Genomic DNA, 22,932 nt, shown 5'->3' on the forward strand with positions numbered 1-22,932 from the left:
GCAACTGAGAGAATGTTCTTTCACCCGGACGCAAGCAGGAGGTTGACCGTGCTCGGACCCCTCGGCGACATCGTCGTGCTGGATCTGTCCAGGGCGTTGGCCGGGCCGCACGCCGCGCAGATGCTGGGCGACCTCGGCGCGCGGGTGATCAAGGTGGAGCATCCTGACGGCGGCGACGAGTCGCGGGGCTGGGGCCCGCCGTTCGTCGGTCCCGATCACGAAATATCGACTTATTTCCTGGCAGCCAATCGCAACAAGCAGTCCATCGCCCTCGACCTCAAGTCCGCCGAGGGCAAAGCCGTCATCGAACGCCTGGTCCGCCAGAGCGACGTCCTCGTCGAGAACTTCCGCCCCGGCGTGCTCGACCGCCTCGGCTTCTCCGTCGAGAGCCTGCACGAGCTCAACCCGCGCCTGGTCGTCCTGTCGATCACCGGCTTCGGCCACGACGGGCCCGAGGGCGGCCGGCCCGGCTACGACCAGATCGCGCAGGGCGAGGCCGGGCTGATGTCGCTGACCGGCCCCTCGCCCGAGGAGCCCTACCGCGTGGGCGCGTCGATCGCCGACCTGCTGGCCGGCATCCACGGCGCGTACGGCGTCGCCGCCGCACTCTACGAGCGCGAGCACACCGGCAAGGGCCGCGTCGTACGCACGTCCCTGCTGGCCGCCGTCACCGGCGTCCACTCCTACCACGGCACCGCCTGGACGGTCGGCGGCCAGGTCTCCCGCGCCGCCGGCAACCACCACGCCTCGATCACCCCCTACGGCTCGTTCCGCTGCGCCGACGGCATGCTGCAGATCGCCGCCGCCAACGACGGCCAGTGGCGCAAGGTCGCCGGGCTGCTCGGCATCGACCCCGACACCCCGCGCTACCGCACCAACCGCGACCGCCGCGCCCACCGCGAGGAGCTGGTCACCGAGATGGAGAAGGCGCTGGGCGCCCATGACCGCGCCCACTGGCTGGCCGAGCTCGGCGCGGCCGGCGTGCCCGCGGGCGCGATCCGCTCCATCGACGAGGTCTACACGTGGGAGCAGACCCGTTCGCAGGGCCTGGTCGTCGAGGTCGACCACCCGGTGCTCGGCCGGGTCGAGCTGCCGGGGCCGCCGCTGCGCTTCGACGGACTGCCCGCCCGCACGCACACCGCGCCCCCGATGCTCGGCCAGGACGGCGAGGCGGTGCTCGCCTGGCTGGAGGAGCGCGAACGATGACCGCCACGCGATGCCAACCGCGAGAGCGCTCGCGCGTCAACACTGCGGGGCCGACCACGAGGGAGCGAGAGTGAGCCGTCCGGACGCGCGCACACTGATCGAAACGGTCCTCGACAGGGGGTCGTGGAAGTCGTGGGACGCTCCGCCCGCCGACCCGGCCGAGCCGGGCTCCTCCTACGCCGACGAGCTCGCCGCCGCCCGGGCCAAATCCGGCTACGACGAGGCCGTGATCACCGGTGAGGGGCTGCTCGACGGCCGCCGGGTGGCGGTGGTGGCCTCCGAGTTCTCGTTCATGGCGGGCTCCATCGGGGTGGCCGCGGCCGAGCGGATCACCACCGCGGTCGAGCGGGCCGGCCGCGAGCGCCTGCCGCTGCTGGCCGCCCCCGCCTCGGGCGGCACCCGCATGCAGGAGGGCGCGCAGGCATTCGTGCAGATGGTGAAGATCACCGCGGCGATCCAGGGGCACCGCGCGCTCCGCCTGCCCTACTTGGTCTACCTCCGCCACCCGACGACCGGCGGCGTCCTGGCCTCATGGGGGTCGCTCGCGCACGTCACGGCCGCCGAGCCGGGCGCGCTGATCGGGTTCATGGGGCCGAGGGTGTTCGAGGCGCTGCACGGCTACCCGTTCCCCGAGGGCGTCCAGGTCGCCGAGAACCTCTTCCACAAGGGCCTGCTCGACGCCGTGGTGTCGGCCGACGCCCTGCGCCCGGTCGCGATCCGCGCGCTCGGCGTGCTCGCCGCCGACCTGAGCGCGGTCGAGGCGGGCGAGCCGCCCGAGGAGGACCTCCGCCCCGCCGAGGCGTGGGAGGCGATCACCCGTTCGCGGCGCGACGACCGGCCCGGCGTGCGCAGCCTGCTCAAGCTCGCCGCCACCGACACCACGCCGCTGAGCGGCACCGGCACCGGCGACAACGAGCCCGGCCTGCTGCTCGCGCTGGCCAGGTTCGGCAGCGCGCCGGCCGTGGTGCTCGGCCAGGACCGGCGGGTCCAGCGCATCAGCGCGCCGCTCGGCCCGGCCGCGCTGCGGCTCGCCAGGCGCGGCGTGCGGCTGGCCGGTGAGCTGGGCCTGCCGCTGGTCACCGTCATCGACACCGGCGGGGCCGACCTGTCCAAGGCGGCCGAGGAGGGCGGCCTCGCCGCCGAGATCGCGCGCTGCCTGGCCGAGCTGGTCATGCTCGACGTGCCGACCGTCTGCCTGCTGCTCGGCGAGGGCGCGGGCGGCGCGGCGCTGGCCCTGCTGCCCGCCGACCGGGTGCTGTGCGCCCAGCACGCCTGGCTGTCGCCGCTGCCGCCGGAGGGCGCCTCGGCGATCCTCTACCGCTCGGTCGACTTCGCGCCCGAGATCGCCCGGCTGCAGCGCATCCGCGCCACCGACCTGCGCCGCGACGGCATCGTGGACCGGGTCATCCCGGAGGTGCCCGACGCCGCCTACGAGCCGCGGCAGTTCTGCGAGCGGGTGGGGCGGGCGCTGGAGCACGAGATCGCGGGGCTGCTGCGCCAGGACCCGGCCGACCGCCTCGCGACCCGCCTGTCCCGCTACCGCAACCTGGGCAACTGACCGCCGCCGCAGCCTGGGCACCCTCCGGGCTCAGCGGGCGGCGCGCCACTCCGGCGCGAGCACCGCCCAGATCTCCATGTCGAGCCGCCGCCCCCGATGCAGATAGTGCTCCCGCAGCACCCCGTCGCGCGTCATGCCGAGCCGCCGGGCCACCGCGACGCTGGCGGTGTTCTCCGCCGCCGCCCACCACTCCACGCGATGGATGCCGCGCTCCTCGACCGCCCAATCGATGATCACCCGCACCGCCCGGGTGACCAGGCCCTTGCCCACGGCCGCGGGCTCCAGCCAGCAGCCCGCCTCGGCGAGGCCCCTGGCGACGTCAATCGTCCGGAACAGCACCCCGCCGACCAGCAGCCCGTCCAGCCAGATGCCGTAGAGCCGGCCGGTGTCGGCGGCGGCCTTGTCGGCGTAGGACAGCAGGTATGACCGGGCGGACTCCAGGTCCGTCACGACGTCGGCGAGCCCGGTGTAGCGCCCGATGTGCTCCCGGCCGCGCTCGATGTGCGCCAGGAACTCCTCGGCCCGCCACGGCTCCAGCGCCCCCAGCAGCGCGCCGTCGTCACCGAGCCCGACCGTGAAGAGCTGCTTCACGGCACCGGGATCCGCTCGACCCTGATGGAGAAGACCTCCTCGCGGGGCACCACGACCTCGTAAGCCCCGTGATCCACCATCCAGTAGCCCAGTGCCTCCGCCTTCATCCCGCTGTGCCCGGTGTAGGCGATGTGCAGGCCGTCCTCGTCCTCGTCGAGGATGACGCACGGCTCGCCGCCGAAGGCCCCCACGGTGCGGACGAGCACCAGCCACTCGACCTCGGACCGCGCCACCTGCCGCCGCCAGTAGCCGCTGGCCGGCTCGAAGCCCGGCAGCTCGGACTCGCTGAACAGCACCACCTGGCCGTCGTCCGGCCCCACGGCGGCGGGAAGGGTGTGCTCGCCGAAACGGGCGACGAAGCCGGAGGCGACCGGCGTGATCTCCTCGCTCATGCGGCGGGCCGCCAGGTCAGCCCGTCGTAGCCGGCGAAGGGCCGCTCGCCGTCGCGCGTGACGTGCACGATCTCCGCCCCGGCCGGGATCGGCATCGGCACGGTGTGGAACTGCGGCACGACATGGTCGGGCGAGGTGGTGAAGCCGTTGCCGGCGAACGGCGGGGCGTCGCTCCAGTCACCGCCCATGTGCGGCCCGTACGGCACCGCGTACGTGTCGACGTCGCGGGCATACCAGCGCATCACATACACCTCGGGCACCTCCGCGAACAGCTCCGAGCCGTCGAACGACAGGTCGAGGCCCCAGTAGAGCGCCTCGGGGGTGGTCAGCCTGACGCAGTCCTGCACCCGGTAGACATATCCGGAGATCACCGTCCGCTTGCCCGACAGGTAGGGGACGAGTAGACGCGGCGGGATCACTTTCTGCATCTGCGTTCCGCTCACGCTACTACTTTACGGTCGGTTGACCCCTACAAGACCCGGTGTTGAAGGCAGGGCAGCGTCGCGCGCGCCGACTCGGTGTACGCGCGGTCGATCCCGACCACCTGCACCCCCGGCGCGGTGCCCAGGTCGGCGCGGACCACGCCGAGCGGGTCGACCAGCATGCTGCGGCCCACGCCGTAGCCGTCGGAGGACTCGCCCGGGTTGGGCGCCTGGCCGACGGCGGCGGTCCACATGGTGTTCTCCAGGGCCCGCGCGCGGACCAGGGTCGTCCAGTGGTCCTCCTTGAGCGGCCCCGACCCCCAGGCGGCGATCACCGCGAACAGCTCGGCCCCCCGGTCGACCAGCGCCCGGGCCAGCTCGGGGAAACGTACGTCGTAGCAGGTGATCAGCCCGATCCTGAGGCCGGCCAGCTCGACCACCGCCGGCTCGGCGCCCGGCTCGACCAGGTCGGACTCCTTCGCGCCGAAGGAGTCGAACAGGTGGATCTTGCGGTAGGCGGCCCGCAGCTCGCCCTGGGCGTCGAGCGCCACGGCCGTGTTGCGTACCCGGCCGTCGCCCGGCTCGAACGTCCCGGCGATCACCGCCAGGCCGTGCTCGCGCGCCGCCTCGGCGAGGCCGGAGACGAACGGCCCGTCCAGCGGCTCGGCGAGGCCCGTGACGCGGCGGCCGTAGCGGGTCAGCGTCGCCTCGGGGAAGATCGCGAGGTCGGCCCCCTCGGCGCGGGACAGCGCCTCCCTGGCCCTCTTGAGGTTGGTGGAGGGATCAGGAGAGACCGGGATCTGACAGAGGGCGATTGTGGTCACGGCCCGACTCTAACCGGTTGGGCACCCGCCGAAACCAGGTCAGGCACCGCCAGACCCACTCCAGCGGACCGTACCGGTAGCGGGCCAGCCACCACCGGCTCCCCAGCGCCTGCACGGCGACGGTGGCGACGGCGAGCCCCACGACCGCCCAGCGGGTCGGGTCGGCCCTGACCAGCGGCAGCGTCAGCACGATCACCGCGGTGCCGGTCACGTAGTTGGTCAGCGCCATCCGGCCGAGCGGCTCCAGCACCGCCGACAGCCCCGGCCGCAGCACCAGGAGCAGCCCCAGCGAGTACGCCAGCGCCCCCGCCAGCGCGGACACGCTGTAGGCGTTCCAGTCGCCGGTGGTGAAGGCGACGTAGCCGAGCAGCACCGAGACGAGCGCGCTCGCCGCGAACCCCGGCAGCAGCAGCGACCGGGGCGGCGCCAGCCGCCACAGCCCCATGCCCACCAGGAGCAGGCCAGGGATCAGCCACGAGCCGCCGCCCTTGGCGAGCAGCCCCCACGCCAGCCCTGCCACGCCGAGCGCGAGCTGCGCCCAGCCGCCGGGGATGAACGAGGCGGGCAGCAGCGCCACCGCGCCCCAGAGCGCGTAGTCGGTCAGCACCTCGCCCCCGTAGAACAGTCCCTGCGCCAGCCCGATGCAGTAGAGCCAGAACAGCCGGCTGAGCAGCGCCCACCTGCTGTGGCCGCGCAGGAACAGCAGGAAGCTGATGCCGAACAGCGCCGAGAAGATCGGGTAGAACCGGCTCTGGAAGAGCTCGTTCACGACGAGGTCCACGAAGGTGGACGGCGCGTTGGCGACGCGCGTGTGCTGCCAGGTGTTGACCAGCATGATGCCGCACACCGCGAACCCGCGGAGCGCGTCGATGTCCCTGATGCGCGTCATGTCACCCAGAGCAACCACCATACGAGGAATCCGCCGCCCACGGCGGTCGCCGCCCAGCCGGGCCAGCGCCGCCACCGCACCAGCGCCCCGGCCGCCGTCAGCGCGACCGAGGCCACCGCGATCCACGTGTAGAACCCGCCGACGTCGGCGGGCAGGCCGACGGCCAGCGCCGTCGCGTTGCGCGTCACGAGGCCGTGCACGGCCTGGGCGGTCAGCCCGGCGAAGGCCACCCCGCACAGCCCGCCGTACGCCGCGAGCGCCCGGCCCTTCAGCGCCGCCACCACGAGCTGCGCGAGAGCCGTCAGCGCGAACACCGCGAACGGCACGGCCAGCCACGGCGCCCGCGCGATCGCGTACGGCGCCGCGGTCACCCGCAGGTCCTCCCGCCGCCCGCCGCCCGCGTCCAGGCAGGTGGCGGCGGTGCTGGCCGCCGGGTCGGCGACGAACCCGGCGATCATGCGGCGGGCGCACGCGCTGGACAGGAAGACGGCGTGGGAGGCGTACGGGATCTCGGCGAAGCGGGCGTCCGGCAGCGCCTCGGCGGCCGGTCTGCTGGTCCTGACGGGGGTGGTGGGGTCGTACCGGCCGCCGAGCACGAACGCGGGGGCGCGCGGGGCCGCACCGGCGGGCTTCGAGCGCGGCAGGGCCCAGGCGTCGCAGACCGCCTTGTCGGCGTTGTGGGTGAACAGCCGGGAGCGGCCGGGGGTGGCGTTGAACGGCAGCTCGTCCTGGCACTGCACCGCGTGGTAGAGCCCGAACTCGTGCGAGACCAGCCCGTCGCCGGCGGCGTCGGCGAGGGGCCGCAGCAGCTCGTCGTGGCCCTCTGCGAGGGCGCGCAGCAGCGCCGGGGCCACCGCCGCGACGTCCGCCCCGGCCAGCCCCTCGAACAGCACGGCGGCCACGTCGTCGCCGCTCAGCCGCGCGGTGAACTCCCGGCCGAGCAGCGGGTCGGTGGCCGGCACGCGGGCGGGGGAGGCGTTGAGCCGGGCGGTCACGGCCTCGAAGGCGTCCTTCACGCCGAGCTTCGCCATGGTGTCGGCCAGGTTGCGCTCGGCGTCGTCGTACCAGTTGACCCCCTCAGGCAGGAACGAGTCCAGCACGAGCGACCGCGTGCCCTCGGGGTCGGCCGCGGCGGCCTCCACCATGACGCGGGTGGAGTAGCTGACGCCGAACAGGTTCCAGCTCGGGTAGCCGAGCGCGCGGCGCAGCGCGACGACGTCGGCCGCCATCTCCTTGGTGTTGTAGCCGCGCAGGTCCACGCCCTGCTCGCGGAGCCGGTCGCGGCAGGTGACGGCGGCGGCGGCCACGTCCGCGGGCGGGCGGCGGAGCTGCCCGAGCAGCGCCTCGGCGGTCTCGGGGCAGCTCAGCGCCGGCTCGGACCAGCGGCCGCCGCGCTGCTCCAGCGCCACCACGTCCCGGTCGGGGAACATCTGGGCGAGGAATCCGGTGAGCTGCAGCGACGCCGAGCCGGGACCGCCGCTCATGAAGACCACGGGATCCGGCCTGCGCTGGCGCGCGACCGAATGGCGGACGGCGTAGCCGACCCGGATGGTCCGGCCGGGCGCGTCCCTGCGCTCGGGGACGAGCAGGAACCCGCACGTGGTGCCGGCGGGGACGGCCACCGGGCAGGGCCGCGCGGGCGGCGCGGAGGGGGTCATGACCGGCGGCGCGGACAGGACGAGAGCGAGCACGACCCGAAGGATCACCCGACGAGACTAATAGTCTGTGACCGTGACGGAACCACTAGTGTCCAGGATGCGTGCCTTTGGCACGACCATCTTCGCGGAGATGAGCGCGCTCGCCGTACAGACCGGCTCGATCAACCTCGGCCAGGGGTTCCCCGACACCGACGGACCGGCCGCCATGCTCGACCGGGCGATCCAGGCGATCGGCTCCGGCGCCAACCAGTACCCTCCGGGGCCCGGCCTGCCCGAGCTGCGCCGCGCGGTCGCCCAGCACCGGGCCGACCACTACCGGCTCGACTACGACCCGTCCGGTGAGGTCCTGGTCACGGTGGGCGCCACCGAGGCGATCGCGGCGAGCGTGCTGGCGCTGTGCGAGCCCGGCGACGAGGTGATCGCCTTCGAGCCCTACTACGACTCCTACGCCGCCTCCATCGCCCTCGCCCAGGCCCGGCTGGTGCCCGTCACCCTGCGGCCGGTCGAGGGCCGCTTCACCTTCGACCCCGACGAGCTGCGCGCCGCCGTCACGCCGCGCACCCGCGCCGTCCTGGTCAACTCGCCGCACAACCCGACCGGCACCGTCTTCACCCGGGAGGAGCTGGAGGTCGTCGCCGAGCTCTGCCGCGAGCGCGACCTGATCGCGATCACCGACGAGGTGTACGAGCACCTGACCTTCGACGGCGTCGCGCACGTCCCGATGGCCACGCTGCCCGGCATGCGCGAGCGGACGGTGATGATCTCCTCCGCCGGCAAGACGTTCTCGGTCACCGGGTGGAAGACCGGCTGGGTGTGCGCGCCCGCGCCGCTGGTCACGGCGGTGCAGACGGTCAAGCAGTTCCTCACGTTCACGGCGTCAGCGCCGTGGCAGCTCGCGGTGGCCTACGGGCTGCGGCACGAGCTGGAGTGGGTGTCCGCGCTGCGTTCCGGGCTCCAGGACAAACGCGACCGGCTGATGGAGGGGCTGGCGGCGGCCGGGTTCGAGGTGCTGCGGCCGGCCGGCACCTACTTCGTGCAGACCGACATCAGGCCGCTGGGCTTCACCGACGGCCTGGAGCTGACGCGGCGGCTGCCGGAGCTGGCCGGGGTGGTCGCCATCCCGACCCAGGTCTTCTACGACCGCCCCGAGCGCGGCAGGCACTACGTCCGTTTCGCCTTCTGCAAGAAGGACGAGGTCATCGACGAGGCGGCGGCGAGGCTCAAACGCCTGTCGGCCTGACCTTTCTCAAGCCGCGCTCCCGTCGAGCGGCGTCAGGGTGGCGCTGGCCGCCTCGTGATCCATGCCGGTCGCCTCCAGCAGGTCCACCACGACGGACCGGAGCTGCGCGATGATCACGTGCGCGGAGAACCCCAGGTGCTCCGGCCGTTCGCGGGCCGCCACGGCGAGCAGCGCCTGCCTGGCCAGCGTCGGCTCCCGGCCCGCGGCGAGTTCGAGCTGCAGCAGCAGGGCCGCCTCCGACACCTCGCGCATGGCCTCGGCCAGCGCGGCCGGGGGCGGGCTCGCCTCGCCGAGCGAGGCCAGCGTGCGCCGGCACAGCACCCGGACGTTGCGCATCGCCAGGTCCACCGGGAGCACGGCGGCCTCGTAACGGGCCAGGCGGGCGCGCCGGTGCCAGTGCAGCGGCGAGATCGTGGTGATCTCCTTGCTGGTCTGCAGCGCCATCTCCAGCTCCTCCACCAGTGCCTGGGTGCCGCGCGCCGCCTCCAGGGCCTCGGCCGCGAGGTCCACGTCCCGCTTCTCGATGGCCTCGGCGGCCCGCTCCAGCGCGGTGGACAGCGCGTCCAGCACGTCGGACAGGTGCTTGCCGGCGATGGTGAACGGGCTCGCGGGCATCAGCGCGACCGCCGCGATGCCGATGACGCCGCCGGTCAGCGCGTCGGCCATCCGGTCCAGGCCGCCGGCCCCTTCGACGGGGACGAGCGTGGCCACCAGCACCGCCGACGAGCCGGCCTGCGCCACGAACAGCGCACCGCCGTCCAGCAGCACCGCGATGGCCATGGCGAGGGCCACCACGAGCGCGATCTGCCAGGGCCCCGAGCCGATCCAGGCCACCAGCAGGTCGCCCACGCCGACCCCGAGGCTGACCCCGACGACCAGCTCCGCGACCCGGCGCAGCCGCTGCCCGAGGCCCACGCCCACGCAGATGAGCACGGAGATCGGGGCGAAGAAGGGCCGTGGGTGGCCGAGCAACTGGACGGCCACGATCCAGGCCAGCGCCGCGCCGACCGCGCACTGCGCGATGGACGGCCACGCCAGGGCGAACGTGCCCAGCCGCTCCCTGACATGCTCGCTGAGCCTCGTACGCACCTTTTCACCTTGGCGGATCGCTATGACATTCGGATCACTTTGACCCGTTCTAGTCGATTTGCGCGGTCGATGTCCACCGCGTACCGGTGGCCGGCGTACGGCGCGCCTTGACATGGCGGACGGCCTTCATGGGCAGACATTGCCCATGAAGGCCGGTGGCGGGCTCGGCTAGCGTCGCCAGGGGTGCAGAGAAAGGGTGGTCGCATGCCGGAACCGATCGAGGTCCGCAAGGTGCCGATCGAGAGCGTGACCGACGCCTCCGGGCTGTCACGTCTCATCGCCGAGGGCGTGATCGAGGCCGAACGGGTGCTCGCCGTCGTCGGCAAGACCGAGGGCAACGGCGGCGTCAACGACTACACCCGCATCCTGGCCGACCGCGCCTTCCGCGAGGTGCTGGCCCGGCACGGGCATCCGGCGCCGGAGAACGTCCCCCTGGTGTGGTCGGGCGGCACCGACGGCGTCCTGAGCCCGCACGCGACCGTCTTCGCCACCACCCCGGCCGAGCGCGCCCCCGTCACCGACGAGCCGCGCCTGTCGGTCGGCGTCGCCATGAGCGAGGTCATCCTGCCCGAGGACATCGGCCGCCCCGCCATGGTGGAAAAGGTGGCCGCCGGGGTCCGCGAGGCCATGAAGATCGCCGGCATCGACGACCCGCGCGACGTCCACTACGTACAGACCAAGACGCCCCTGCTCACCCTGGCCACCATCACCGACGCGCGCAGCCGCGGCAAGGACACCGCCATCGAGGAGACCGGCCCCTCCATGGACCTGTCCAACTCGACCACGGCGCTCGGCGTCGCGGTGGCGCTCGGCGAGATCGACATGCCGCGCGCCGAGCAGATCCACAAGGACCTGTCGCTCTACTCGTCCGTGGCCTCGTGCTCGTCCGGCGTCGAGCTGGACCGGGCGCAGATCGTGCTGGTCGGCAACGTACGCGGCATCGGCGGGCGCTACCGCATCGGCCACAGCGTCATGAAGGACGCCCTCGACGCCGACGGCATCTGGGCCGCCATCCGCGACTCCGGCCTGCCGCTGCCCGAGCGCCCGCATCCGTCGGACCTCGGCGGGCGGCTGGTCAACGTCTTCATGAAGTGCGAGGCCGACCCGTCCGGGCGGGTACGCGACCGGCGCAACATCATGCTGGACGACTCCGACGTGCACTGGCACCGGCAGATCAAGGCGGCCGTGGGCGGGGTGGCGGCGTCGGTGACCGGCGATCCCGCGGTGTTCGTGTCGGTGGCGGCCGTACACCAGGGCCCGTCGGGCGGCGGCCCGGTCGCCGCCATCGCCGACCTGGGGGAGTAGGGAAGCACCCCGAGCAGGACAGGACAGAGTGGCCTCGCCGCTCTGTCCGACGCTCTTCTAGCTATATAGAGTACGAGCTATGAAGAGCAACGCACCCCGGATGACCCTGCCGACCCAGGCCGTCCTGCGCGCCCTGCTCGCCGACCCCGCCCGCGAACGGTACGGGCTGGAGCTGTGCGACCTCGCCGGACTGCCCGGCGGCACCGTCTACCCGATCCTGGCCAGGCTGGAGCGGCTCGGCTGGGTGGAGAGCCGCTGGGAGGAACCCAGCGCCCACGAGGAGGCGGGCCGCCCCCGCCGCCGCTACTACCGCATCACCCCCGACGGCGCCGAGCGCGGCCGGGACGCCGTCGCCCGCGCCTACCGCTCCCGCCGCCAGCCGGTCCCGGCCTGGCTGCTCCACCCGGGAGGCACCTCATGAACCGCGGCGACCCCCTCAGGCCCCTGCTGCGAGCCGCCGGCGAGTGGCTGAACGGCGACGGGCCGGACGGCGACGGCCCGGCCGGCGAGCCGCTGCGGCTGGTGCGCCGCGCCTACGAGGTGGCCGCCCACTGGCACGACGGGCAGCGGCGCCACAGCGGCGACCCCTACGTCACGCATCCGCTCGCCGTCGCCGTGATCCTCGCCGAGCAGGGCGTACGCGACCACGAGATCCTGTGCGCGGCCCTGCTGCACGACGTGCTCGACGACACGGCCTGCCCCGAGGCGGAGCTGGCCGAGTTCGGCGAGGACGTCATGGCGCTGCTGCGCGGGTTCCGCGCGCTCGACGACCCCGGCGGCCTGCCGCCGGACCGGCGCGACCTCGCCGACGAGCGCGTCCTGGCGCTCAAGCTCGCCGACCGGCTGCACAACCTGCGCACCGCCCGCTTCCTCCCCGAGGCCAAGCGGGCGCGTAAGGCGCGGGAGACCCTGGAGCTGTACGTGCCCGCCGCCGGTAGGGCGGGCCTGGAGCAGGTGGGGGAGGAGCTGCGGCGGCTGGCCACCGCCAACCTGCCGGGGAACGGGCCGTACCGGCTGGTCAGGGCGGGCGCGGTGCTGCTCCCGCGGCACGCCCGCACCCGCTACCTGGAGGAGTGGCTGGCCGAGCTGCACGCCATCCCCGGCCGGCGGGAGCGGAGACGGTTCGCCGCAGGGCTGCTGCTCGGGATGCCGAGCCTGGCCGCGGCCCTCGGCCGATGGGACGTCACGAGGTGGGCGCGGGCGCTGCGAGCGCTGCGGGGCAGGATCGGGACCGGGCCGGGGCGCGGGTAGTCTCGGGGCCGTGCCGAGCATCCCGCGACCCCTCGACCCCGCTGACGACGGCGGCGCCCCGCCCGCCGTGGCCGCCGCACTCGCCGCCCACCGCGACGGCACGGGCGACGTCGCCGCCGTGCTCAACGCCCTCGCCGGGGCGCGGCTGCTGGTGCCCGTGGTGGCGCTGCTGACCCGGTCCGAGGTGGGCGAGCACGGGCTGCGGCAGGAGAAGGAGAGCGAGATGGCCCTGCCCAAGCTCGTCGGGCAGGACGGCAGGCACGCGGTCCCCGCCTTCACCGGCACCGACGCGCTGACCAGGTGGCGGCCGGACGCCCGCCCGATCCAGAGCACCACGCTCCAGGTGTGCCGGGCCGCGGCCCAGGAGGGCGCGGCGGCGGTCGTGATCGACGTGGCCGGGCCGGTGCCGTTCGTGATCGAGGGCGCGGTGCTGGAGGCCCTGGCCGCCGTCGAGTCCGGCACCGCCGCCCAGCTCGACCGCGCCACCGTCGCCACCGTCGCCCGCGTCGAACCGGCCAGGAAACGCCGCTGGTTCTCCCGCCGCTGACCCGCCCACCACCCGACCCCACCACCTGACCCCACCACCTGACCCGGCCACCGCGCCCGGCGGGGCCCGCTCCCTGGCCTGCCGATCGGGACCGGTGTCGGCGAACGGGGCGCCGGGCGGCCCGCCGCGCACTAGGGTCGGCTCGTGGTCGCACTCATGGCGCTGGCCGGCCTGGTCTGCGGACACCGCGTCAGGGCACTGGCCGACACCTACGGCGAACGCCTCCACCCGGCCCAAGCCCCCGGCCCAGCCGTCGAACTCCTGACCGCCGCCGTGGCGGCGCTGACCGCCTGGCGGATGGGCCTGCCGTACGTGCCGTTCGCGGTGATCGGGGTCGCGCTGGCCGTGATCGACTGGCGCACCACGATCCTGCCCGACGCGCTCACGCTCCCCGCCTACCCGATCACCGCCCTGGCGCTCTGGCCCACGGGGGAGCTGCCACGGGCGCTGGCCGGAGCGGCGGCGCTGACGGCGCTCTACGGGCTGCTCTGGTTCGCCCGCCCCGAGGCCATGGGGCTCGGCGACGTCAAGCTGGCCGGGCTCATCGGGCTCAACGCCGCCGCGGCGGGCTGGCCCGCGTGGGTCGCCGCGGCCTTCGCCGGGCAGGCGCTCGGCGCGCTCTACGCGCTCGCGCTGCTCGCCACGCGGAGGGGCACCCGGCACACACAATTCCCTTTCGGGCCGTTCATGCTGATGGGCGCGTTCACCGTGCTGTGTCTCGACGGGTGAACGTGGGACAGCCCACTCGGCGGCACGTGGAAGACTTGTACGCATGTTGCGCTGGTTGACCGCCGGAGAGTCCCACGGGCCCGAACTCGTCGCCGTCATGGAGGGCCTGCCGGCCGGGGTCGAGGTGACCACGGCCGCCATCGACGAGGCGCTGCGCCGCCGCAGGCTCGGCTACGGCCGCGGCGCGCGGATGAAGTTCGAGGAGGACAAGGTCACGATCGCGGGCGGCGTCCGCCACGGCCGCACGATGGGCAGCCCGGTCGCCATCCGCGTGGGCAACACCGAGTGGCCCAAGTGGGAGAAGGTCATGGCGGCCGACCCGGTCGACCCGGACGAGCTGGAGGGCCTGGCACGCAACGCGCCCCGGTCGCGCCCGCGCCCCGGCCACGCAGACCTGTCCGGCATGCAGAAATACGGCTTCGACGACGCCCGCCCCGTGCTCGACCGCGCCAGCGCCCGCGAGACGGCGGCCAGGGTCGCGCTCGGCGAGGTCGCCCGCCGCTTCCTCAAGCAGGCGCTCGGCGTCGACATCGTCAGCCACGTGACCTCGATCGGCGGCGCGGAGAGCCCGTCGGACACCCTGCCCGGCCCCGGCGACCTGGCCCGCATCGACGCCGACCCGGTCCGCTGCCACGACCCCGAGGGCAGCGCCGCCATGGTCGCGGTCATCGACAAAGCCCATAAGGACGGCGACACGCTCGGCGGCGTCGTCGAGGTCCTCGCCTACAACCTGCCGCCCGGCCTCGGCAGCTACACCCACTGGGACCGCAGGCTCGACTCCCGGCTGGCCGGCGCGCTCATGGGCATCCAGGCCATCAAGGGCGTGGCGGTCGGCGACGGCTTCGAGACCGCCAGGCGGCCCGGCTCGCGCGCCCACGACGAGATCGCCTACACCACCGACGACGGCGTCCGCCGCCTCACCAACCGCGCGGGTGGCGTCGAGGGCGGCATGACCAACGGCGAGATCCTGCGCGTCAGCGCCGCCATGAAGCCGATCTCCACGGTCCCACGGGCCCTCGCCACCATCGACGTCAAGACCGGCGAGGCGGCCAAGGCCCACCACGAGCGCTCCGACGTCTGCGCCGTCCCGGCGGCCGGCGTCGTGGCCGAGGCCATGGTCGCGCTGGTCCTGGCCGACGCGGCCCTGGAGAAGTTCGGCGGCGACTCCGTCGAGGAGGTCGCGCGCAACCTGTCCGGCTACCTCTCTTCGATGGTGATCAAATGACGGCCAAGGCAGTGCTGATCGGGCCTCCCGGCTCAGGCAAGACCACGCTCGGGCGGCTGCTCGCCGAGCGGCTCGGCGTCGGCTTCCGCGACACCGACGCAGACGTCGAGGCGGTGGCGGGCAAGCCCGTCTCCGACATCTTCGTCGAGGACGGCGAGGCCCGCTTCCGCGAGCTGGAGCACGAGGCCGTACGCCTGGCCCTGGCCGAGCACGACGGCATCCTGTCCCTGGGCGGCGGCGCCGTGCTGCACCCCGAGACCCAGGCCCTGCTCGCCGGCCACCACGTGGTCTACCTCCAGGTGGGGCTGGCCGACGCGGTCCAGCGGGTCGGCCTCGCCTCGGCCCGGCCGCTGCTGGTGCTCAGCCCGCGCAGCCAGCTCAAGAAGCTCATGGAGGAGCGGCGGCCGATCTACGAGCGGCTCGCGGCGGTGACCGTGACGACCGACCAGCGCGAGCCGGCGGAGCTCGCCGAGGAGATCTTGAAGGGACTGCCGGCATGAGCGCCGCGACCAGGATCACCGTACGCGGCGACAGCCCCTACGACGTGGTCGTCGGCACGGGCGTGCTGGCCGAGCTGCCCACCCTGTTCAGGCCCGGCGTCAGCACCGTCGCCGTGATCCACCCGGAGACCCTGCCGGAGATCTCCCGCCCCGTGTGCGAGGCGATCGCGGCGGCCGGGCACGAGGTCGTCGCCCTCCCGGTGCCCGACGGCGAGCAGGCCAAGACCGTCGAGGTGGCCGCCCGGCTCTGGTCGGAGCTCGGCCGGCACGGCGTGACCCGTTCCGACGCCGTCGTCGGCGTGGGCGGCGGCGCCACCACCGACCTCGCCGGGTTCGTGGCCGGCACGTGGCTGCGCGGCGTGCAGGTCGTGCTCGTGCCCACGACGCTGCTGGCCATGGTCGACGCCGCCGTCGGCGGCAAGAACGGCATCGACACGCCCGAGGGCAAGAACCTCGTCGGCACGTTCCTGCCGCCCGCCGGCGTGCTGTGCGAGCTGTCGACGCTCGACGGCATGCCACCCGACGACTACCGCGCCGGCCTCGCCGAGGTCATCAAGGGCGGCTTCATCGCCGACCCCGAGATCCTGCGCCTGATCGAGGCCGACCCCGAGGGCGCGACCAGGCCCGGCGGCCCGCACACCCGCGAGCTCATCGAGCGCAAGATCCGGGTCAAGGCCGACGTCGTGGGCGCCGACCTGCGCGAGGCGGGCCTGCGCGAGATCCTCAACTACGGCCACACCCTGGCCCACGCCATCGAGCGCGACGAGCACTACCGCATCCGCCACGGCGAGGCCGTCGCCATCGGCATGGTCTACGCCGCCGAGCTGTCCAGGCTCGCCGGCCGGGCCGACCTCGTGGCGCGCACGCGGTCCGTGCTCACCTCGGTCGGGCTGCCCGTCTCCTACCGGGCCGACGCCTGGCCGAGGCTGCGCGACCACATGCGGCTCGACAAGAAGAACCGCGGCGCCAAGCAGCGGTTCGTGGTCCTCGACGGCCTCGCCGAGCCCGGCCGGCTCGAAGGCCCGCCCGAAGAGCTGCTCGAAGCGGCCTACAAGGAGATCTCGGCATGATCCTCGTGCTCAACGGGCCCAACCTGGGCCGGCTCGGCACCCGCGAGCCCGACGTCTACGGCTCCGACACCTTCGAGGACGTCGTCACGCTCTGCCGCGACACCGGCACGAAGCTGGGCGAACAAGTCGAGGTCCGCCAGACCGACGACGAGGCGGAGCTGATCGGCTGGCTCCACGAGGCCGCCGACGGCCGCATCCCGGTCGTGCTCAACCCGGCCGCGTTCACCCACTACTCCTACGCGGTGCGCGACGCCATCGCCCAGCGGACTGCGCCGCTCGTCGAGGTCCACCTCACCAATCCCGCGGCGAGGGAAGAGTTTCGGCACACCTCCGTCGTCGCCGGGGTGGCGACGGGCACCATCGCCGGCTTCGGACTACAGTCGTACGTCCTTGCGCTGCACGCTATCGCGGAGATGAACACCACCTCATGAGGCACTACAAGTCCTTCGTCGCGCTCGGCGACAGCTTCACCGAAGGACTGAACGACCCGGGCCCCCACGGCCACTACCGTGGCTGGGCCGACCGGGTCGCCGAGCGGCTGGCCGCCGACGACCCCTCCTTCCGCTACGCCAACCTCGCGGTCCGCGGCAAGCTGCTCGACCAGATCGTCGCCGAGCAGGTGCCCGTGGCCGTCGAGATGGCGCCCGACCTGGTCAGCTTCTGCGCCGGCGGCAACGACCTGCTCAGGCCGGGCAGCGACCCGGACGTGATGGCGAAGAAGCTCGCCGGCGCGGTGCGCGAGCTGCGGGCGGGCGGGGCCGACGTGCTGCTGTTCACCGGCGTCGATCCGCGCGACACGCCGCTCATGCGCCGCCTGCGGGGCCGCTTCGCCGTCTTCTACCTGCACCTGCGCTCGATCGCCGACCTCTACGGGTGCCGGCTGGTCGACCAGTGGTCCATGCAGGGGCTGCGCGACTGGCGGGCGTGGAGTCCCGACCGGCTGCACATGAACGAGGACGGGCACCGGCTGGTGGCCGCCCGGGTCCTGGACGTGCTGGGCGTGCCGTTCGACGACTGGCGCAAGGACTGGCCGGAGCGGTCCGTCGACCCGCGGGCGCGGCGGCGCGAGGACGCGCAGTGGATCCGCGAGCACCTGGTGCCCTGGGTGGGGCGCCGCCTGCGAGGCGTCTCCTCGGGCGACGGCCTGTCACCCAAGCGCCCCGAACTCACCCCCTGGGGCTGAGCATTCGCCTTCGAGGGCCGTCCGCCGCGCTCCGGTGGGCGGCCCTCTCCGGTGCTCAGGCGTCGGCGGGTTCGGCCGCCTCGGCGGCCAGGCGCTTCAGCGCGGCGCGGGGGATCGCCGGGTCGGTGGTGCGCCAGAACGGCGGCAGCGAGTTCAGCAGGAAGCCGCTGTAGCGGGCCGTCACCAGGCGGGGGTCGAGGACCGCGATGACGCCCTTGTCGTGCTGCGAGCGCAGCAGCCGCCCCGCGCCCTGGGCCAGCAGCAGCGCGGCGTGGTTGGCGGCCACCGCCATGAAGCCGTTGCCGCCCCGCGCGGCCACGTGCCGCTGGCGGGCGGAGGTCAGCGGATCGTCGGGTCGCGGGAACGGCACCCGGTCGATGATGACCAGCCGCAGCGACGGCCCGGGCACGTCGACGCCCTGCCACAGCGACAGCGTGCCGAACAGGCAGGTGGGCTCGTCCTCGGCGAACTGCTTGACCAGCAGCATCGTCGAGTCGTCGCCCTGGCACAGCAGCGGCACGTCGAGCCGGTCGCGCAGCGCCTCGGTCGCGGCCTTGGCCGCCCGCATCGAGGAGAACAGGCCCAGCGTGCGCCCTCCAGCCGCCTCGATGAGCTCGGTGATCTCGTCGAGGTATTGCTGCGGCAGGCCGTCACGGCCGGGCTGGGGGAGGTGCTTGGCGACGTAGAGGATGCCGGACCTGGGGTGGTCGAAGGGGGAGCCGACGTCGATGCCCTGCCACTCGCCGGGCCCGCTGAGCCCCCACTGCGCGGCCAGCGCGTCGAACGTGCCGCCCAGCGCGAGCGTGGCGGAGGTGAGGACCACCGTACGCTCGCCGAACAGCTTGTCGCGCAGCATGCCGCTGACGGTCAGCGGCGCGACGCGCAGCGCGGGCGGCCGGCGGTCGGTGCCGCCGTCGAGCCAGACGACCTCGGCGCGGTCGGCCTCGGAGTCGTGCCCGTAGGCGTCGAGCATGCGCACCGCCGTGTCGTGCACCTCGTCGAGTGCCGTGAACGCGGCCTTGCGCTGGCCCGCCTTGTCGGGGTCGTCCTTGTCGGCGTTGCGCGGCCCGAGCGCCGTGACGCAGCGCCAGGCGGTGTCGCGGATGAGCTGGAGGGTCAGCCCCAGCACCTGGGGCAGCTCGTCGACGCGGCCGGGCGGGGCGGCGGCGAGCAGCGCCTTGAGGTCCTCGCCGGCCTCCTGGAGCTGGTCGGCGACCGACTGCTCGATGAGCCGGCCGACCCGGCGTACGGCCAGCGACACGGTCAGCTCCGACAGCTCGCCAGTGACGACGGACGTGACCCGGTCGACGAGCTCGTGCGCCTCGTCGACGACCACGACCTTGTGCTCGGGCAGCACCGGAAGCTCGCCCATGGCGTCGATGGCGAGCAGCGCGTGGTTGGTGACCACGACGTCGACCTCGCCGGCCCGCTGCCGGGCCAGCTCGGCGAAGCACTCGGCCCCGCTGGGGCACCGGTTGGCGCCCAGGCACTCCTGCGCGCTGACGGAGAACTGCCGCCAGGCCTGCTCGCTCACGCCCGGCACCAGCTCGTCGCGGTCGCCGGTCTCGGTCTCCTCGGCCCACTCCTGGATGCGCTGCACCATGCGGCCGGTGGCGCTCACCTCGCGCGGGTCGAAGAGCTGGTCCTGCTCGTCGTCCTCGGGCCAGCCGGCGGTCGCCTTGTAGCGGCACAGGTAGTTGCGCCGGCCCTTGAGAATGGCGAACGTCGGCTCGTGCGGCAGCTCCTTGCCGAGAGCCTCGGCCAGGCGGGGCAGGTCGCGGTCGACGAGCTGGCGCTGCAGCGCGATCGTGGCCGTGGAGACGACCACGGGCTTGTCGCTGTCCATGGCGTGGCGGATCGAGGGGACGAGGTAGGCCAGCGACTTGCCGGTGCCCGTGCCGGCCTGGACGGCCAGATGCTCGTCGGCGTCGATGGCCTGCTGCACGGCGCGGACCATGGTGACCTGGCCCTGCCGCTCGCTCCCTCCGACGGCGTTGACGGCGATGCTGAGCAGTTCGTCGACTGACGGGAGATGGGAGTCCGGCACGGCAGTAAACGCTACCCGCATTTACCGGGTCGCCGCGCCGAACGCGGCGTGATCGGCCAGACGCATCCCGGCATTCCCGAACGCGTGCGGCGGCGGGCGTGGCACACTGGGCGATCGGGACGCCAACTCGTCGGACACGGTCTCAGGTGGTTGACGAGGGGGGCCTGGGGTGTGTATGGGAAGGCCGGTTCAGTAGGGTTTTCCGGGGTTGAGTGGACGCATAAAGGCTGGTTAATACAGTATGTCTGCCATGTCGGAAGTTGTCCCGTTGCCGTCGTTCGGCGAAGTCTTCTTCGATGCACGAGGTCAGGAGCGCTGCCTCCGGGTCACGTGGCACGAGGGCACCTTGGTGCTCAGCCTGTGGCGTGGGGAGATGTGCACAGCGAGCTTCCGCATGCCGATGGAGGACGTCGGCCGGCTGCTCGACACCCTCGACGAGGGCTTCGCGGAGGCCACGGGCGAGCAGCCCGCCGTGCCCGCGCACGACCCGGGCACCGAGGTCATGCCGGGCACCGGCCAGTACCAACGCCCGGCGCCGCCCGTCCACCAGCAGCAGCAGCAGCCGCCGCTCGACGAGCGCCCGGTCTCGCTCTCCCCGAACGACGTCCTCGTGGCCCGGGGCCCCGCGCCCCAGGACAAACTCGTGGCCGGGTTCGGCGAGTCGGCCGGATCAAGGGAGCAGACCCCCGCCTACGGCGAGCGGGCGCCCTTCACCGGCCCCCAATACGTCGACAGCACCGGCCCCCAGCCCCGCTACACCGGCGACCCCTACAGCGGCCCGCAGTACACCGGCGACCCGGCGAGCGGCCCCCACTACTCCGGCGACCCCGTCAGCGGGCCGCAGTACACCGGAGACCCGTTCAGCGGGCCGCAGTACACCGCCGACCGGTCGCCCTACCAGCAGCCGCAGCAGCAGCCCGACCGCTTCACCGGGTCGCAGTACGCCGAGCCCCAGTACGCCGAGAACGAGCCCCTCTACCAGATGCCCGGCGCCGACCAGCGCCGCTCGGCGCCGCTCAGCACCGACCCCCTCGGTTTCCCCTCCCAGGCCGCCGGCACGTACGCCGGGAGCGGGCAGCAGGCCCAGCCCTACCAGGCGGACCCGTACGCGGCCGACTCCTACGGGTCCGACTCCTACGGGTCCGACTCCTACGGGCGCCGGGACTCCTACGCCCAGCCGTCCCAGCAGCAGCCCCAGCCCCAGCCCCAGCAGCAGAGCCAGGGCGGCTCCGCCGCGGCCGGGCTCGGCACGCCCATGCACGGCATCCCCGGCGCCGGCCGCCGCCGCACCGCCCCCCAGCAGCCGGCCGCCGCCGACTACAGCGCCGACTATCGGGACGACTACGGCTCCTACCAGCAGCCCCAGCAGCAGCCCAACCCGGTGGACCCGCTGCTCGCGCTCGGCCGCCAGGAGCAGTACCCGCAGCAGTCCGACCCCGGCATGACCCGCCCGTACGTCGGGGACCCCATGTTCTCCACGGGCGAGCGCCTGCGCCCCGACCAGCCCGACTACCACGAGCGGAGCGACCGCAGGGACTGGTGAGCGGACTTCCGAGTCCGCGCGGCCAGGTACGCTCTCGTCGGCGAATCCGATCAGCCGACGGGGGGAGGCACGCCGGTGAGTCCCATCCTGGGTCTGCAACTGCTGCTCGTGGCGGGCGGCGCGATCGCCGTCGCCGCGGTCGCCAGACGCAAGGGCTGGCCCGCGCCGCTGCTGCTGGTGGCCGCCGGGCTGCTGGCGTCCCCGCTGGTGCCCGCCGTGCCGCTCGATCCGGAGCTGGTCCTCTACGTCTTCCTGCCCCCGCTGCTCTACTCCGCCGCCCTCGACAGCTCCTACCTGCGGCTGCGTGACGCCAAGCGGGCCGTGGGGCTGCTGTCGATCGGGCTGGTGCTGTTCACCGCGGCGGTGGTCGGCTTCGTCGTGCACCTGCTGCTGCCGGACCTGCCGCTGGCGCTGGCGTTCGCGCTGGGCGCCATCATCGCGCCGCCCGACGCGGTCGCGGCCGTGGCGGTCGGGCGGCGGCTCGGGCTGCCGCGCCGCACACTGACCCTGCTCATCGGCGAGAGCCTGTTCAACGACGCGACCGCGCTGACGGCCTACCGGGTGGCCATCGGCGCGTTCCTGGGCGGCACGGTCGAGCTGCTGCACAGCGTCGGCGAGTTCCTGCTGGCGGCGGTCGGCGGCGTGGCGATCGGGCTGGCGCTGGCCCTCGTGTTCGCCTGGCTGTTCACGCTGACCCGCGACTCGCTGGTCGAGAACACGCTGACGCTGCTCATCCCGTTCGCGGCCTATCTCGCGGCCGAGTCGGTGCACGCCTCCGGCGTGATCGCGGTGGTCATCGTCGGCCTCTACCTCGGCTCCCGCATGCATCTGCGCGGGTTCGGCACGCGGCTGGTGTCCGACGCGGTGTGGCAGGTCACCGCCTTCTTCCTCGAGACGATCGTGTTCGCGCTGATCGGGCTGCAGCTCGTCACCGTGATCCGTGGCATCTCCGGCTACAGCGCCTGGGAGGTGGCCGGCTACGCCGCCGCGGTGCTCGGAGCGACCATCCTGACCAGGTTCGTGTGGGTGTTCGCCGCCACGTTCCTGCTCAAGGTGGTGCGCAGGGACGGCCCGCAGACGCCCGGCAGGCAGCAGAGCGTCCTGCTGGGCTGGGCGGGCATGCGCGGCGTGGTGTCGCTGGCGGCGGCCTTCGCCATCCCGCCCGAGGTGCCGCCGCGCGACCGGGCGATGCTGCTGTTCCTGACGTTCACCACCGTCATCGGCACCCTGCTCATCCAGGGCACCACGTTCCCGGCGCTGATCAGGCGGCTCGGCGTGTCCAGCGACCAGGAGCGCTACGAGGACCGGCTGGCCGAGGCGGCGGCCCAGCAGGCGGCTCTGGAGGCGGGCCTCGCCGAGCTCGACCGGCTGGTGGCCGAGCAGGAGCAGGAGCCCGACGAGATCCAGAAGCAGGTCATCGACCAGCTCAGGGAGAAGTCCTGGCGGCGCTCGCTCACCGCGTGGGAGCGGCTCGGCGGCGGCACCGGGCCGGGCGGCGCGGAGACGCCGAGCACGCTCTACCGGCGGCTGCGCCGCGACATGCTGCAGGCCGAGCGCCAGGTGTTCGTACGGCTGCGCGACGAGCGGCGCCTCGACGACGAGGTGCTGCGTGAGGTGATGGCCCAGCTCGACTTCGAGGAGGCCATCCTGGAGCGCTGAGGCC

At 73.7% G+C, this 22,932-nt stretch carries 23 protein-coding genes; 15 read left to right on the forward strand and 8 right to left on the reverse strand.

Translation table 11 applies throughout. From position 1 onward, the window contains the following. The first annotated feature begins 12 nt into the window (after window positions 1-12). Both BMW85_RS16725 and BMW85_RS16730 read left to right on the forward strand, forming a co-directional pair. Window positions 13-1,206, forward strand: coding sequence for a CaiB/BaiF CoA transferase family protein (locus BMW85_RS16725; RefSeq protein ID WP_425434340.1), 1,194 nt, complete (start codon window positions 13-15; stop codon window positions 1,204-1,206). Between the two features lie 70 nt (window positions 1,207-1,276). Then, on the forward strand, window positions 1,277-2,764 hold the full coding sequence (locus BMW85_RS16730; protein WP_091082211.1) for a carboxyl transferase domain-containing protein: 1,488 nt from the start codon (window positions 1,277-1,279) through the stop codon (window positions 2,762-2,764). 30 nt (window positions 2,765-2,794) lie between these two features. Here BMW85_RS16730 and BMW85_RS16735 read toward each other — a convergent pair whose 3' ends face one another. From BMW85_RS16735 to BMW85_RS16760, 6 genes are read right to left on the reverse strand one after another with little or no spacing between them, the layout of a single operon-like run. Beyond that, window positions 2,795-3,355 (reverse strand): GNAT family N-acetyltransferase, encoded by a 561-nt coding sequence (locus BMW85_RS16735; RefSeq protein ID WP_091082213.1) that lies wholly within the window; start codon window positions 3,353-3,355, stop codon window positions 2,795-2,797. Beyond that, the gene (locus BMW85_RS16740; RefSeq protein WP_091082214.1) at window positions 3,352-3,747 is read right to left on the reverse strand and encodes a UCP033725 family protein; all 396 of its coding nucleotides are present in this window, start codon (window positions 3,745-3,747) and stop codon (window positions 3,352-3,354) included. The genes BMW85_RS16735 and BMW85_RS16740 overlap by 4 nt, the downstream gene beginning before the upstream one ends. Beyond that, window positions 3,744-4,190: a hypothetical protein gene (locus BMW85_RS16745; protein ID WP_245774846.1), complete on the reverse strand. Its 447-nt coding sequence runs from the start codon at window positions 4,188-4,190 to the stop codon at window positions 3,744-3,746. The genes BMW85_RS16740 and BMW85_RS16745 overlap by 4 nt, the downstream gene beginning before the upstream one ends. Window positions 4,191-4,216: 26 nt before the next feature. Continuing rightward, entirely contained in the window at window positions 4,217-4,993 is a 777-nt protein-coding gene (locus BMW85_RS16750) for a carbon-nitrogen hydrolase family protein (protein ID WP_091082216.1), read from the reverse strand. Next, the gene (locus tag BMW85_RS16755) at window positions 4,953-5,882 is read right to left on the reverse strand and encodes a DUF418 domain-containing protein (protein WP_218155813.1); all 930 of its coding nucleotides are present in this window, start codon (window positions 5,880-5,882) and stop codon (window positions 4,953-4,955) included. Before BMW85_RS16755 ends, BMW85_RS16750 begins: the two co-directional genes overlap by 41 nt. Next, entirely contained in the window at window positions 5,879-7,588 is a 1,710-nt protein-coding gene (locus BMW85_RS16760; RefSeq protein ID WP_143082310.1) for an alpha/beta fold hydrolase, read from the reverse strand. The genes BMW85_RS16755 and BMW85_RS16760 overlap by 4 nt, the downstream gene beginning before the upstream one ends. Before the next feature lie 25 nt (window positions 7,589-7,613). On the opposite strand from BMW85_RS16760, the gene BMW85_RS16765 reads away from it, so the two are divergent. After that, on the forward strand, window positions 7,614-8,780 hold the full coding sequence (locus BMW85_RS16765) for a pyridoxal phosphate-dependent aminotransferase (RefSeq protein ID WP_177240717.1): 1,167 nt from the start codon (window positions 7,614-7,616) through the stop codon (window positions 8,778-8,780). Between the two features lie 6 nt (window positions 8,781-8,786). Here BMW85_RS16765 and BMW85_RS16770 read toward each other — a convergent pair whose 3' ends face one another. Beyond that, window positions 8,787-9,869, reverse strand: a complete 1,083-nt coding sequence (locus BMW85_RS16770; protein WP_091082222.1) for an FUSC family protein — start codon at window positions 9,867-9,869, stop codon at window positions 8,787-8,789. Window positions 9,870-10,073: 204 nt separating this feature from the next. Between BMW85_RS16770 and bar the strand changes: the two genes are divergently transcribed. The 10 genes from bar (at window position 10,074) to BMW85_RS16820 (ending at window position 17,679) form a co-directional block, all read left to right on the forward strand. Next, window positions 10,074-11,174, forward strand: coding sequence for a barbiturase (gene bar, locus BMW85_RS16775; protein WP_091082224.1), 1,101 nt, complete (start codon window positions 10,074-10,076; stop codon window positions 11,172-11,174). Window positions 11,175-11,253: 79 nt separating this feature from the next. Next, a complete protein-coding gene (locus tag BMW85_RS16780; RefSeq protein WP_245774847.1) occupies window positions 11,254-11,595 on the forward strand; it encodes a PadR family transcriptional regulator in 342 nt (113 codons plus the stop codon). Further along, window positions 11,592-12,425 (forward strand): HD domain-containing protein, encoded by an 834-nt coding sequence (locus BMW85_RS16785; protein WP_091082227.1) that lies wholly within the window; start codon window positions 11,592-11,594, stop codon window positions 12,423-12,425. The genes BMW85_RS16780 and BMW85_RS16785 overlap by 4 nt, the downstream gene beginning before the upstream one ends. A gap of 10 nt (window positions 12,426-12,435) precedes the next feature. Beyond that, the gene (locus BMW85_RS16790; RefSeq protein ID WP_091082229.1) at window positions 12,436-12,972 is read left to right on the forward strand and encodes an SseB family protein; all 537 of its coding nucleotides are present in this window, start codon (window positions 12,436-12,438) and stop codon (window positions 12,970-12,972) included. A 144-nt stretch (window positions 12,973-13,116) separates the two neighbouring features. After that, window positions 13,117-13,701: a prepilin peptidase gene (locus tag BMW85_RS16795; RefSeq protein WP_143082311.1), complete on the forward strand. Its 585-nt coding sequence runs from the start codon at window positions 13,117-13,119 to the stop codon at window positions 13,699-13,701. A 43-nt stretch (window positions 13,702-13,744) separates the two neighbouring features. Then, window positions 13,745-14,926 carry a chorismate synthase gene (aroC, locus tag BMW85_RS16800; protein ID WP_091082232.1) on the forward strand — a complete coding sequence of 394 codons (1,182 nt, stop codon included), beginning with the start codon at window positions 13,745-13,747 and terminating at the stop codon, window positions 14,924-14,926. Next, window positions 14,923-15,426 carry a shikimate kinase gene (locus tag BMW85_RS16805; protein WP_091082233.1) on the forward strand — a complete coding sequence of 168 codons (504 nt, stop codon included), beginning with the start codon at window positions 14,923-14,925 and terminating at the stop codon, window positions 15,424-15,426. Before aroC ends, BMW85_RS16805 begins: the two co-directional genes overlap by 4 nt. Then, entirely contained in the window at window positions 15,423-16,496 is a 1,074-nt protein-coding gene (gene aroB, locus BMW85_RS16810) for a 3-dehydroquinate synthase (RefSeq protein ID WP_091082235.1), read from the forward strand. Before BMW85_RS16805 ends, aroB begins: the two co-directional genes overlap by 4 nt. Next, a complete protein-coding gene (gene aroQ / locus BMW85_RS16815) occupies window positions 16,493-16,927 on the forward strand; it encodes a type II 3-dehydroquinate dehydratase (protein WP_091082237.1) in 435 nt (144 codons plus the stop codon). The genes aroB and aroQ overlap by 4 nt, the downstream gene beginning before the upstream one ends. Beyond that, the gene (locus BMW85_RS16820; protein WP_091082238.1) at window positions 16,924-17,679 is read left to right on the forward strand and encodes an SGNH/GDSL hydrolase family protein; all 756 of its coding nucleotides are present in this window, start codon (window positions 16,924-16,926) and stop codon (window positions 17,677-17,679) included. The genes aroQ and BMW85_RS16820 overlap by 4 nt, the downstream gene beginning before the upstream one ends. 55 nt (window positions 17,680-17,734) lie before the next feature. Here BMW85_RS16820 and BMW85_RS16825 read toward each other — a convergent pair whose 3' ends face one another. Next, the gene (locus tag BMW85_RS16825) at window positions 17,735-19,747 is read right to left on the reverse strand and encodes an ATP-dependent DNA helicase (protein WP_091082240.1); all 2,013 of its coding nucleotides are present in this window, start codon (window positions 19,745-19,747) and stop codon (window positions 17,735-17,737) included. A gap of 229 nt (window positions 19,748-19,976) precedes the next feature. Here BMW85_RS16825 and BMW85_RS16830 point away from each other — a divergent pair, with 229 nt between their 5' ends. Together BMW85_RS16830 and BMW85_RS16835 are read left to right on the forward strand one after the other, a co-directional pair. Further along, the gene (locus BMW85_RS16830; protein ID WP_143082312.1) at window positions 19,977-21,269 is read left to right on the forward strand and encodes a hypothetical protein; all 1,293 of its coding nucleotides are present in this window, start codon (window positions 19,977-19,979) and stop codon (window positions 21,267-21,269) included. 75 nt (window positions 21,270-21,344) lie between these two features. Then, window positions 21,345-22,928 carry a Na+/H+ antiporter gene (locus BMW85_RS16835; RefSeq protein WP_218155814.1) on the forward strand — a complete coding sequence of 528 codons (1,584 nt, stop codon included), beginning with the start codon at window positions 21,345-21,347 and terminating at the stop codon, window positions 22,926-22,928. The last annotated feature ends 4 nt before the right edge of the window (window positions 22,929-22,932 follow it).

The organism is Nonomuraea wenchangensis, from assembly GCF_900111685.1.
In the GTDB taxonomy this organism is placed as follows: domain Bacteria; phylum Actinomycetota; class Actinomycetes; order Streptosporangiales; family Streptosporangiaceae; genus Nonomuraea; species Nonomuraea wenchangensis.